The 11,465-nt window shown below is 73.0% G+C and carries 12 protein-coding genes; 7 read left to right on the plus strand and 5 right to left on the minus strand.

Going from position 1 to position 11,465, the window contains the following annotated elements; genetic code table 11:
* The first annotated feature begins 56 nt into the window (after positions 1–56).
* The 4 genes from IEZ00_RS22920 to IEZ00_RS22935 all read left to right on the plus strand — a co-directional run bounded on the left by IEZ00_RS22920 (position 57) and on the right by IEZ00_RS22935 (position 5,311).
* Positions 57–1,868, plus strand: coding sequence for a gamma-glutamyltransferase family protein (locus IEZ00_RS22920; RefSeq protein WP_189225376.1), 1,812 nt, complete (start codon positions 57–59; stop codon positions 1,866–1,868).
* The gene (locus IEZ00_RS22925) at positions 1,865–2,602 is read left to right on the plus strand and encodes a YoaK family protein (protein ID WP_189225377.1); all 738 of its coding nucleotides are present in this window, start codon (positions 1,865–1,867) and stop codon (positions 2,600–2,602) included. Before IEZ00_RS22920 ends, IEZ00_RS22925 begins: the two co-directional genes overlap by 4 nt.
* 124 nt (positions 2,603–2,726) lie before the next feature.
* Positions 2,727–4,124 (plus strand): MFS transporter, encoded by a 1,398-nt coding sequence (locus IEZ00_RS22930; RefSeq protein WP_189225378.1) that lies wholly within the window; start codon positions 2,727–2,729, stop codon positions 4,122–4,124.
* Positions 4,121–5,311: an FAD-dependent monooxygenase gene (locus IEZ00_RS22935; protein WP_189225379.1), complete on the plus strand. Its 1,191-nt coding sequence runs from the start codon at positions 4,121–4,123 to the stop codon at positions 5,309–5,311. The genes IEZ00_RS22930 and IEZ00_RS22935 overlap by 4 nt, the downstream gene beginning before the upstream one ends.
* A gap of 386 nt (positions 5,312–5,697) precedes the next feature.
* Here the strand turns inward: IEZ00_RS22935 and IEZ00_RS22940 are convergent, their stop codons facing one another.
* Positions 5,698–6,087 (minus strand): cupin domain-containing protein, encoded by a 390-nt coding sequence (locus tag IEZ00_RS22940; RefSeq protein WP_189225380.1) that lies wholly within the window; start codon positions 6,085–6,087, stop codon positions 5,698–5,700.
* Positions 6,088–6,138: 51 nt separating this feature from the next.
* On the opposite strand from IEZ00_RS22940, the gene IEZ00_RS22945 reads away from it, so the two are divergent.
* Together IEZ00_RS22945 and IEZ00_RS22950 are read left to right on the plus strand one after the other, a co-directional pair.
* A complete protein-coding gene (locus IEZ00_RS22945; protein ID WP_189225381.1) occupies positions 6,139–7,104 on the plus strand; it encodes a helix-turn-helix domain-containing protein in 966 nt (321 codons plus the stop codon).
* Positions 7,105–7,206: 102 nt separating this feature from the next.
* On the plus strand, positions 7,207–7,521 hold the full coding sequence (locus tag IEZ00_RS22950; RefSeq protein ID WP_189225382.1) for a hypothetical protein: 315 nt from the start codon (positions 7,207–7,209) through the stop codon (positions 7,519–7,521).
* On the opposite strand, the gene IEZ00_RS22955 is transcribed toward IEZ00_RS22950, so the two are convergent.
* From IEZ00_RS22955 to IEZ00_RS22965, 3 genes are all read right to left on the minus strand, one after another.
* Positions 7,472–9,064, minus strand: a complete 1,593-nt coding sequence (locus IEZ00_RS22955; protein WP_189225383.1) for a PH domain-containing protein — start codon at positions 9,062–9,064, stop codon at positions 7,472–7,474. The two genes, IEZ00_RS22950 and IEZ00_RS22955, sit on opposite strands and share 50 nt — an antisense overlap.
* On the minus strand, positions 9,061–9,591 hold the full coding sequence (locus IEZ00_RS22960) for a PH domain-containing protein (RefSeq protein ID WP_189225384.1): 531 nt from the start codon (positions 9,589–9,591) through the stop codon (positions 9,061–9,063). Before IEZ00_RS22960 ends, IEZ00_RS22955 begins: the two co-directional genes overlap by 4 nt.
* Before the next feature lie 69 nt (positions 9,592–9,660).
* A complete protein-coding gene (locus IEZ00_RS22965; protein ID WP_229796004.1) occupies positions 9,661–10,152 on the minus strand; it encodes a MarR family winged helix-turn-helix transcriptional regulator in 492 nt (163 codons plus the stop codon).
* Positions 10,153–10,207: 55 nt separating this feature from the next.
* On the opposite strand from IEZ00_RS22965, the gene IEZ00_RS22970 reads away from it, so the two are divergent.
* Entirely contained in the window at positions 10,208–10,813 is a 606-nt protein-coding gene (locus IEZ00_RS22970; RefSeq protein ID WP_189225537.1) for a DUF6506 family protein, read from the plus strand.
* Between the two features lie 48 nt (positions 10,814–10,861).
* On the opposite strand, the gene IEZ00_RS36985 is transcribed toward IEZ00_RS22970, so the two are convergent.
* Positions 10,862–11,465: NAD-dependent epimerase/dehydratase family protein (locus tag IEZ00_RS36985; RefSeq protein ID WP_373293182.1), on the minus strand; the 604-nt coding region annotated here is incomplete at its 5' end.

Below are 11,465 nucleotides of genomic sequence, written 5' to 3' on the forward strand. Positions count from 1 at the left end.
GCCGCCCACCACGCGCGATGAGCCACCACGTCTTACCGGAACGGAGTGCGACGCACATGGCCGGTCAACAGCCGCCACCGACCGATCCCTCTCCCCACACCACGCGCCCCACGCTGCGCGGGTCCTTCGGCATGTGCGCGTCGACGCACTGGCTGGCCTCCGCGACGGCGCAGTCCGTGCTGGAGCGGGGCGGCAACGCCTTCGACGCGGCCACGGCGGGCGCCTTCGTCCTGCACGTGGCCGAACCGCACCTCAACGGGCCCGGCGGTGACCTCGTCGCCGTGCTCGCCACCGCGGCGGACCCGTCCCCGCTGGTGCTGGCGGGGCAGGGGCACGCCCCGCGAGGGGCCACGATCGAGCACTTCGCGGCCGAAGGGCTGGACCACGTCCCCGGCGCGGGGGCACTGGCCGCCGCCGTGCCGGGCGCGGTCGACTCCTGGCTGTGGCTGCTCGCCGAGTTCGGCACCTGGGAGCTCGCCGACGTGCTGGCCTACGCGATCGACTACGCCGAGCGCGGGGTTCCCGTGGTGCCCCAGCTGGCGCGCGTCCTGGCGACGGTCGAGGACCTCTTCCGCGCGCACTGGCCGACTTCGTACGCGCTGTGGATGCCAGGGGGAGAAGTCCCGCAGCCGCACACCACTGTCGTGAACCCGGTCTACGCCCGCACCCTGCGCCGACTGGTCGCCGCTGGCGCGGGCGGGCGGAGAACGGCGCGGATCGAGGCCGCGCGCGACGCCTGGCGAACCGGTTTCGTGGCCACCGCCGTGGCCGAGTTCGCGGCCGTGCCGCACCGGCACTCCTCCGGCGGGGACCACGCCGGGGTGATCACCGCCGCCGACTTCGCCGACTTCGTCCCGTCCCTGGAACCCGCGGTCACCGCGCGGTTCCGGGGGACCACGGTGGCGAAAGCGGGCTTGTGGTCCCAGGGGCCCGTGCTGCTGCAGGCCCTCACCGTGCTCGACCACTTCGACGACCGGCGGATCGACCCGTCGACCGCCGAGGGGATCCACACGATCACCGAGGCCCTGAAGCTGGCCATGGCCGACCGGGAGGCGTTCTACGGGCACCTGGACCCCGCCGACGCTGAATCGGTGGTGCGCCGCCTGCTGTCCCCCCGCTACAGCGAGCAGCGCGCCCGCATGATCGGCGCGGTCGCGTCGACCGAGTTCAGGCCCGGCGACATCGGCATCGCGCCGTACACGCCGCCGCTGGTCCCCCGTCGGCACGCCGCCCAAGGCGGGGGAGTGGGCGAACCCACCGTGCAGCAGACGGGGGAGACCAGGGGCGACACCTGCCACATCGACGTCGTCGACCGCTGGGGCAACATCATCTCCGCCACGCCGTCGGGAGGGTGGCTCCAGTCGTCGCCCGCCGTGCCGGAACTCGGTTTCGCGCTGGGCACCCGGCTCCAGATGACGTGGCTGGACCCCGCCGCACCGTCGCGCCTGGCACCGGGGCGGCGACCGCGCACGACGCTGACGCCGACCCTGCTGCTGCGCGACGGCGAGCCGGTGGCCGCGCTGGGCACACCGGGAGGCGACCAGCAGGACCAGTGGCAACTGCTCTACCTGGTGCGCACGCTCGCGTTCGGCTTCGAGCCGCAGGAGGCGATCGACGCCCCCGCGTTCCACACCACCGCGGTGCCCAGCTCGTTCTGGCCGCGCACCTGGACGCCGGGCGGGTTGGTGATCGAGGAGCGCGCGGGCGAAGCGGTCATCGGCGAACTGCGCGAACGCGGCCACGACGTGACCGTCTCCGGCCCCTGGAGCCAGGGCAGGCTCTCCGTCGTCACGCGGGACCCGGCCAGCGGCACCCTCCAGGCGGCGGCGAACCCCCGCGGCGCCCAGGGCTACGCGGCAGGGCGATGAGCGCCTCCGCGGCCCGCGCGGGCGGTTCGCCGGTGCGAAGGCGTGCGACGCCGCTGGGACTGATGCTCGCGCTCACCTTCGCGACGGGCGTCGTCGACGCCGTCGGGTACCTGCGCCTGGACCAGGTGTTCGCGGGCAACATGACGGGCAACGTGGTCATCCTCGGGATGGCCGTCGCGGGCGGGACGGGACTGCCGGTGCTCGGTCCGGCCGTGGCGCTGCTGTCCTTCCTCGTCGGCGCGGTCGCGGCCGGGCGGGTGCTGCGCACCGCCGCCGAGGGCTGGAGCCACCGGTGCACCTGGCTGCTGGGCGGCGTCGGCCTGGTGCTGGTCGCCACGGCGCTCGGCCTGGCCGTCGTCGGCGTGGGCGTCCCCGGTGTCCGCGCGGTGCTCGCGTCGTCGCTCGCGCTGGCCATGGGAGCGCAGGCGGCGACGGCCCGCCACCTGGCGGTCAAGGACGTCACCACGGTGGTCGTCACCTCCACGCTGACCGGTCTGGCGGCCGACTCCCGGCTGGGAGCGGCCCGACCTCAGGCAGCGCTGCGACGAAGCGCGGCCGTCGCGCTCATCGTCGTCGGAGCGCTCGCCGGCGCCGCGTTGTGCCACGCGCACCCCGGCCTCGCGGTGGCGGTGGCGGCGGTGGTCGTGCTGGCCGTCAGCGGCCTGGGCCACGCGTCCGCTCACGCCGCGGACCGCGCCGCGACAGCCACAACCGGATCGACCACCTCCCCATGAGCGGTGCCGTGACGGCACCGCCGACCACTCGCGCGGGCTGCGGCACGCGCACTTCCCCACAGGGCCGCGGCTTCGCGCACGCGGCCAGCACCTCACGCACCACGCAACGACGAAGAGGACTTCTATGACCACAACCCTGTCCCGACCGGTCACCATGAGCAAACCCGCTCTCGCGGCCCTCAGCGTGCTGGCGCTCGCCACCGGGGCCCTGGAGTCGGTGGTGACGCCGACGCTCCCGCTCCTGCAGCGCGAACTCGACATGACCCCCGCCGAAGGGGCGCTGCTCAGCATCGTGCTCCTCATCACCGGCGCGCTCGTCACACCGCTCGCGGGCAAGTTCGGCGACCGCTACGGCGGAAAACGGGTCATGATCCGGCTGATGGCGGTGGTGGGCGCCGGTGGCGTGGTCTCCGCCCTGGCGCCCAGCATGCCCGTGCTGCTGGTCGGCCAGCTCCTGCAGGGGGCGATGGTGGGCGCGCTGCCGCTGTCGTTCATCCTCGTGCGCAAGCACCTCCCGGTCGACAGGTCGAAGGTGGCCATCGGGGTGGTCAGCGGGATGTTCGTCGCGGGCGGGATGGCGGGAATGCTGTCCGCCGGACCCGTGGCCGAGCAGTTGTCCCGGCACTGGATGTTCGCCCTGCCCACGATCGTCGTCATCGGGGCGACCCTGCTGGTGCACCGGTTGATGCCGCACGACCCGCCGGACCGCTCGGACGACGCCGGGATCGACTGGCCCGGCCTGGTCCTGCTGAGCGGGGTGCTGGTCACGCTCATGCTCCTGCTCGCGCTGGCGCCCAGGCTCACCTCGCAGCCGCTCGTGCTCGTCGCCCTCGTCGTGCTGCTGGTCGCCATGGTGGCGGGATGGGTGGCCGTCGAGCGCCGCGCGGTCTCGCCGATGGTCGACCTGCGCATGCTGGCCCGGCCCGAGGTGTGGAAGTCGTGCGTGCTGACGTTCATGATCTGCGTCGGCACCGCCTGGGCCAGCCACCTGGTCCCGCAGCTGTTCGCCGTTTCCGGCGACGGGTACGGGTTCGGGGCGGGCGCGACCCAGATCGGTCTTTTCATGCTCCCCGGCACCTTGGCCGCTTCTCTGGCCGGGCCGATCGCCGGGATCGGGGCGCGGCGTTTCGGCTCGCGCGCCGTGGTCGTCGTCGGGGCCGTCATGATGGCCTCCTCCCTGGTCGTCCTGGCCAACGTGCACACCGAGGTCTGGCACCTCGTCGTCGGCAAGGCGCTGATCGCGCTCGCCAACAGCTTGTGCATCACGGCGATGGTGAGCGGCGCCGCCACCTCCGTCGACCGGGCCGACACGGGCATCGCCACCAGCCTGGTCCTGGTGACGCGCGTGCTCGGCCTCGCCGTGGGCATGCAGGTCAGCGGCGCCATCCTCACCGCGGGAACCCCTGTCGGGTCGAAGGTCCCGGTCGAATCGGCCTTCGTCACCGGCTTCCTCATCGCAGGCGCCGTCACCGCGCTGGCCCTGCTGTTCACCCGCACCACGAGCGAAGGAGTCAAGCGATGACCCGCACCACGCGGACGGCACTGATCTCGGGGTCCAGCATCGCGGGCCCGACCCTCGCGTTCTGGCTCAACCGCTGCGGATACGCGGTCACGGTGGTGGAGAGGGCGAGCGCGCCGCGCAGTGGTGGCTACCCCATCGACGTGCGCGGCACCGCGCTCGAAGTCGTCCGGCGGATGGGCATCCTGCCCAGGCTGCGGGACGCGCACATCGACCTGCGCAGGCTGACCTTCCTCCACGAGGACGGCAGCGAAGTGGCCTCGATCCACCCCCACACCGTCACCGGCGGTGTCGAGGGGCGCGACCTGGAGGTGCGGCGCGGGGACCTCACCGACGCCCTCCACGCGGCGGTCCGCGACGACGTGGAGTTCCTGTTCAACGACTCGATCGCCACCCTCGACCAGCACGCCCACGGCGTCGACGTCACCTTCCGAGGGGGCGGCGCCCGGTCGTTCGACGTGGTGCTCGGCGCGGACGGAATCCACTCCGACACCCGCGAGATGCTGTTCGGCCCGGAAGACCAGTTCCACCACTACCTGGGCTACTGCTTCGCCGTGTTCACCATGCGCAACACCTTCGGGCTGTCCCACGAGACCGTGATGTGGAACGCCCCCGGTCGGGCCGCGGCGCTCTACGCCGTGGGGGACGACGACGCGGTGCACGCCTTCTTCACCTTCGCCCGGCCGGAATTGCCGTTCTCCGCGTTCCCGGACCCGGCGGCCCAGCGGGGACTGGTCGCGGAGGTCTTCGCCGACGCCGGGTGGGAGGTCCCCGGAATGCTCACCGCCATGCGCGACGCGGACGACCTGTACTTCGACGCGGTCGGCCAGATCCGCATGCCCCACTGGTCCAGCGGCCGGGTCGCGCTGGCGGGCGATGCCGCCTACGCGCCCTCGTTCCTCACCGGGCAGGGCACCAGCCTCGCGCTCGTCGGCGCGTACATGCTCGCCTGCTCCCTCGCGGGGCGGGACCACACCGAGGGGTTCGCCGCCTACGAGGACGGCACCCGCGAGTTCGTGTCCGCGAACCAGGCGCTGGTCGGCAAGGGCGGTGCCACGCTCTTCCCGACCACCGCCGAGGCGCTGGCGCAGCGCAACGACAGACTGCGCCACCTCGGCGCCACGCCCCCCGCGCAGGGGCGACCGGCCCACTCGGCGCTCACCCTGCCGGAGTTCACGCCCACGAGCTGAATCCGGCACGCGCGTCGCCCCCGTCCGAGGTCGAGCGGCGCTCGCGGCACCCCGGTGGCGATGCGGACGGCACGTCCTGGCCCCGGTCGGCAGTGCTTCGCCGTCCTCGTCGGGCTTGCCCACTCGGATCAAGCGAAGTCCGGACGCGGTCGTTGTCCAGCACTCGACATCCGGCCTCCTCGCGGGTGCGCCACTTCCCCGGTGGCCGATTCACCCGACCGGAGCGGTCGAGCACCAACTGATCCACAGTGGATTTTCATTCGGCGCGCGCTCGCACGATTCGCTGCCACGACACCGAAGTCCGGTCGAGCAACGGCGACGGGTTCACGCCTGCGCGGGTGGACCCGTCGCCTCGGCCTGCACCGCCTCAGCGGCGAGTCGACGAATCAGGGCACCAGGTGGCCGGTGGTGGCGTCGATGTGGTCGGGCACCTCGTCGTGCTCGTCGCCGACCGTGACGGTGCCGGTCGGCTCCACGAGCAGCACCACCGCGCCCTCCTCCGACGACGGCTTGTGGAACACACCGCGGGGCACCACGAACGCCGATCCCCTCGGGAGCGTGACGACCCTCTCCCCGCCCTGCTCGCGAAGTCCGATGTGGACTATTCCGTCGAGCACGAGGAAGAACTCGTCGGTGTCGTGGTGGACGTGCCACACGTGTTCACCCGCGAAGCGGGCCAGGCGGACGTCGTAGTCGTTCACCTGCGCGACGATCCTGGGGCTCCAGGGCGCGGTGAAGCCCGCCAGCACGGTTTCGAGGTCGATGGGTTGGCGCATGCGCTCATCCTCACGCTGGTGGCCACTCCGCGCGAGTGCTAGGAATCGCACATGCCGAAAGGATTCTCGCACCGCGTGGTGGTGATGGTCGACGAGGGCTCGAACCCGTTCGAGATGGGGGTGGCGACCGAGCTGTTCGGGCTGCGACGGCCCGAGCTGGAGCGGGACTGGTACGACTTCACGCTGTGCGCCGCGCGACCACGCGTGCGGATGCACCTGGGCATGTACACGATGACGGGGATCGCGGACCTGACGGCGGCGGACAGCGCCGACACGCTCGTGGTGCCGAACCGGCCCGACCCCCGGCGACCGCCCGACCCGGCCGTGCTGGCGGCCATCGCGCGGGCCGCCGCCAGGGGCGCCCGGCTGGTGAGCTTCTGCACCGGCGCGTTCACCCTCGCCGAGGCGGGCGTCCTCGACGGCAGGCGTGCCACCACGCACTGGCGGTGGGCGGACGAGTTCGCCGCGTGCTACCCCGCCGTCCACCTCGAGCCGGACGTGCTGTTCGTCGACGACGGCACCGTCCTCACCGCCGCGGGCAGCGCCGCCGCGCTCGACCTCGGCCTGCACCTGATCAACCGCGACCACGGCGCCGAGGTGGCGAACGCCGTCAGCAGGCGCCTGGTCTTCACCGGACACCGCGACGGCGGGCAGCGCCAGTTCGTCGAACGGCCCGTGCCCGAGGTGCCCGACACCTCGCTCGCCCCCGTGCTCGAGTGGGCGCGGGGGCGGCTGGGCGGGCCGCTCACCGTCCCCGACCTCGCCGCTCGCGCCGCGACCAGCCCCGCCACCCTGCACCGCAGGTTCCGCGCCGAGCTGGGCACCACCCCGCTGGCGTGGTTGACCGGTGAGCGCGTGACCCTGGCCTGCCGCCTGATCGAACGCGGTGAGCTGCGCCTTGACCGCGTGGCCGAGGCCAGCGGACTCGGCACCGTCGCCAACCTGCGCGCGCAGCTGCGCCGTCACACCGGTCTGTCGCCATCGGCCTACCGCCGCCGCTTCGGCCCCACGGCCTGATGCGCGAACCGCGGCGGCACGACGTCCTGGTCGGTCGCGGTACCGTGGCCGAGGGGACCCTGACGCGGTCCGCGCGCCGATCGCACGGCACAGGAGGCAGGTGTGACCAAGCGCATCCGCGCGCTGGTGCGAGTGGTCATGGCGCTGCAAGTGGTGGCGCTGATCGGTCTGCTGGCCCAGTGGCCGTTGACCGCGTACTCGTGCCACAACGCCAGGGCCTGGGCGCCCAACGGCCTGGGGGCCTCGAAGCTCGGAGTCGCGACCGTGTCGTGCGTTTTCGTCGACGGGAGCAGGCCGTACTTCATCCTCGACGTTCAACTGCTCCCCGTCGCGTTCGCGACGCTGGTGGTGGCGGTGGGCGTGGTCGTCACGGCGGTGGTGCTGCGCGCCGACCGCCGGACTCGGCTTCCCCGATGAACTGGGCCGCCAGTTGCGGGGTCGAGCCCTTGATGAACGCGAGCGCTTGGCGGGTGCTCGCGTCCGGCAGCACGTAGTGCCGCTCTCCCGCCGGGGTGGGAATTCGCACGGTCACCCGCCGTCCCAACCGCTGCGGGATCGACTGGCGCAGGGTCCAGCCGATCACCGCGCGGTGCTGGAGCGCCACCGTGGACCGGTTGACCGCCCCGCGCCGGACCACCAGGTACGAACCGCTGAGCGCGTGACCGAGCGCCAGGTAGGAGAATACGGCGGCGAACAGGGTCACCGGCCAGGCACCCACCCCGACCAGCCACGCCCGGTCCGGCAGGACATCGGTCCTCCCGAGCCAGAACAGCACGCCCGTGACGACCGCCGGGCCGCAGGCGGCCCAGACCAGGCGCCGGGTCAGCGCACCGCGCGGATGGCGCCGCAGGGGCGCCTCCAGCGGGCTCGGCTCGCCGGTGAGCACCCTGGCGGCCACCTCGCGCGCCTCCCACATCCGCACGCGGGGGAGGACGCCCGCCGCGGAGTCCTCGTCGGGGCCCTGCCGTAGTCCCGTGGTGATGACGCTCGTCCTGGTGAGGCCGAGCCAGCGCCACAGCAGCGGTTCCCGGAAGGTGATGCCGCGGACGCGCGTTTCGTCGCGGTGCACCGTCCGGGTGCTGAGCAGCCCTCGCCGGGTCAGCAGCACCGGGTGGCCCTTCGCGGTGGTGCGGACGAGCGTGAAATCCCAGTGGCTCATCACGAAGGTGAGGGCGAGGCCGATGAAGCCCAGCGGGTAGGCCACCGCGAGGCAGAGCGCGAGCGACCACCAGAACCCGCGGCGCTCGTAGTCGACCAGCTCGCCGACCAGCTCCAGGAGGTCGACGCCGAACGGCTGGAGCAACCAGTGCAGGCCGAAGGCCGGACCGGTGACCACGAGCACGGCCCAGACGCTGAACATCTGGTAGAGGACCCAGGGCTTGCGGAACCGGGCGATGACTTCCTCGTGCGGTCCGGGTTGCGGCCCGAGGGTCTCCCGGCCCGCTTCCTCCTCCGGTTCGCCCGCCGCGTCCGGCATCAGCTCGCGGCGGAGTTCTTCGGCGGTGGCGGCGGTGAGCGCGTCCAGCTTGAACGAGGACCGCGCCTCCCCGGACCCGATGTGGACCACCCGCACCCCGGCCAGGCGGTGCCGCAGCCGCGCGCTGCTGTCCACGCTCCGGACGCGGTCACGGGGGACGTAGCGGTACTTGCGCACCAGCAGGCCGGTCGTGCGCTCGACGCGTTCGCCGGTGACGCGGTAGCGGGTGCTCAGGAAGCGCAGGCAGGCCAGCGCGGTGGCCGAGACGCCCACCGCGCTGGCGACGAGCAGAGGCCACGCGGGACCGGTCGGGGTGTCCAGCACGGCGGTGGCCAGCACGCCGGGGACGACGGAGATGACCAGCCGCACCAGGTTGATCCACACCATCCGGGCGCTGAGGCGTTCCCAAGGGATCTCCGGATGGCTTTCGGGGCCGGGCGCGGGTTCGGCGGTGGTGTCGGGGGTGGGGTTCCCGGCGGTCACGTGGCGTCGCCAGGGGTGGCTTGGGTGATCCTGTTGAGGTGGCGCACGGTCTCCTCGGCGACCCTGGCGTCGAGCCCCTCGATGGTGATGCCGCCCTCGCTGGACGCGGTGACCACCTTGATCGTGGCCAGGCCGATCACCTGCTGCAGCGGGCCGCGCTCGGTGTCGATCCGCTGGACCCGCGAGATCGGGACGATCCGCCACTCCCTGGTGAGCCAGCCCTGCAGCACGTAGACCGCTTCGTCCGAGGTTTCCCAGCGGTGCACCAGGTATCGACAGGTCGGCATGACCGCGAGGTTGACCAGGTAGATGGCGCCGACGATCAGGGTGATCGGCAGCAGCCACGTCCGCATGCCGTCGAGCAGCGCGCACAGGGTGACCAGAACCCCCATCACGCCCAACGCCCAGAACAACGTGTTGAGCGTGCGCCAGAGGATGAACCGGCGGTCCACCCGATGTCGGGGAGGGTGGATGACGAGCTCTTCCGAATCGGGGTCCGCCGACGCCGGAGGGGACGTTTCGGTCATGATCCCATGCTCCGGCAGTGGGTGGGCCGGGGCAACGGAATCGGCGGGTCCGCGCCCCCGCGATGGGCATCACGCCGTGGCGTCGTACGGCTCGAGGAGTCTCTTGAGCAGGCGTGCCGCCTGGTCCCGGTCGGTCGGGCCGAGTGGTTCGAGGAACCGCTCGTCGGCGGCTAGGACGGCGGTGAGCGCCTCGTCGGCGAGCCGGGTGCCGCTGTCGGTGAGCCGGACGAGCACACCGCGCCGGTCGGTGGGGTCGGGGGCGCGCTCGACGAGCCCGGCGTTGGCCAGCCGGTCGAGCCGGGCGGTCATGGCGCCGGAGGTGATCAGCGAACTGCGGGCGAGCTCGCGCGGGTTGGTGCCCGACGGCGCGCCGATCCGCCGCAGCGTGTTGAGCACGTCGAAGTCGCCGAACGAGAGGCCGAGCGGTTTGAGCGCGGCGACCAGGGCGCTCTCCAGGTGGTGGGCGCACAGCAGCAGGCGGCCGACCACCTCCAGCGGGCTGGTGTCCAGCTCGGGGCGCCGGGCCCGCCATGCGTCGACCACGTGATCCACGGAATCCACCGGAGCAGTGTAGCTTGGTATCAAGTAGTTCAATGCCAAGCTATTGGGAGAGGTTATGGCGTTGCTCAGGGGTTTGTTCGCGTACCTGGTGCCGGGGGCGGATCCAACGTCCCAGCGGGTCGTCCGCGAGGACGCGCTGACCCGCATCACCCTCGTGCCGGTTCCCTCCGCCGAGGCGGCGGCAGCGGTGGCGGCGGAGCTGCTGGCGAGCGAGGGTCTCGACCTCATCGAGCTCTACGGCGGGCTCGGCCCGAAGGCGGCCGCGAAGGTGCTGGCGGTGACCGGTGACGGCGCCGTGCCGGTTGGTCTGGTCGGCGTGGAGTACCCCGCGCCGGAGGGGAACATCGCGGCGGTGTTCGCCGCCTCGGGCGCAGATTCGGCCACCGACCGGTGGGTGTTCGAGCACGAAGCGGGCCGGGTGACGGTCGTGGTGGTGCCCTCGACGGCCGACGTGGCCCCGGTCGCGCGGGAGCTGGTGGCCGAGGGCGTGGAGCGGATCGAGGTGTGCGGCGGGATGGGGCCGGTGCCCGCCACCGAGGTGATGGCCGCCACCGGCGACCGCGTTCCGGTGTCGGCGGTGCTGTACGGCTTCGAGTCCCTGCCCGCCGTGGCGGCCTACCGGGCCCGCTTCGAAGCCGCGGCGCGCGGACTCGCCGGATGAGGGCAGGCGGGCGTGGCCGACCTCCGGGCCCGGCGGCCCTCGGGGGCGTCAGCCCCGGCCGCGACCGTGCGTGTCGTGGCGCGGCAGCCAGACCTCCTCGGCGCGGGCACTGGCTCGCGGGGTGAAGTAGTCGCCGGTCGTGAGGTCCTCCAACAGCGTCGCGTGCTCCGGGCGCCAGCCCAGGAGCGCCTGGGTGTGCCTGCTGGAGACGGGCACGTCGAGGGAGAAGAACCGGGCCAGGAACGGGTTTGCGAGATGTTCGGCGGCCTGGTCGAGGGTCAGCGGGGCGATGGGGACCTGGAGCGCCCGCGCGATCCGCTCGGCGATGCTCCGGATCGTGACGGCGCTTTCGCCGACGCCGTGCAGGACGCTGCCCGCGGGAGCTCCCTCCAGCGCCAGCCGGAAGAGCCGGGCGGCGTCGCAGCGGTGGACGGCGGGCCAGCGATTGGCGCCGTCGCCGATGTGGGCGGAGACGCCCGCCCTGCGCGCGGCCGCGATGAGGGCGGGGATGAACCCGTGGTCGCCGGGGCCGTGCACCGTCGGCGCGAGTCGCACGACGCAGGCCCGGACTCCCCGGTCGGCGAAGCCGAGGCAGGCCCGTTCGCCGGGGATGCGGAAGGCGGCGACCGAGTCGGGGTCCGGCTCGTCCCGC

The sequence above is a fragment of the Saccharothrix coeruleofusca genome, from assembly GCF_014648515.1.
GTDB lineage: Bacteria > Actinomycetota > Actinomycetes > Mycobacteriales > Pseudonocardiaceae > Actinosynnema > Actinosynnema coeruleofuscum.

Bases quoted from the DNA above. Each gene is read 5' to 3' on its own strand.
- IEZ00_RS22920 (WP_189225376.1), top strand. From the start codon at position 57: ATGGCCGGTCAACAGCCGCCACCGACCGATCCCTCTCCCCACACCACG.
- IEZ00_RS22925 (WP_189225377.1), top strand. From the start codon at position 1,865: ATGAGCGCCTCCGCGGCCCGCGCGGGCGGTTCGCCGGTGCGAAGGCGT.
- IEZ00_RS22930 (WP_189225378.1), top strand. From the start codon at position 2,727: ATGACCACAACCCTGTCCCGACCGGTCACCATGAGCAAACCCGCTCTC.
- IEZ00_RS22935 (WP_189225379.1), top strand. From the start codon at position 4,121: ATGACCCGCACCACGCGGACGGCACTGATCTCGGGGTCCAGCATCGCG.
- IEZ00_RS22940 (WP_189225380.1), bottom strand. From the start codon at position 6,087: ATGCGCCAACCCATCGACCTCGAAACCGTGCTGGCGGGCTTCACCGCG.
- IEZ00_RS22945 (WP_189225381.1), top strand. From the start codon at position 6,139: ATGCCGAAAGGATTCTCGCACCGCGTGGTGGTGATGGTCGACGAGGGC.
- IEZ00_RS22960 (WP_189225384.1), bottom strand. From the start codon at position 9,591: ATGACCGAAACGTCCCCTCCGGCGTCGGCGGACCCCGATTCGGAAGAG.
- IEZ00_RS22970 (WP_189225537.1), top strand. From the start codon at position 10,208: ATGGCGTTGCTCAGGGGTTTGTTCGCGTACCTGGTGCCGGGGGCGGAT.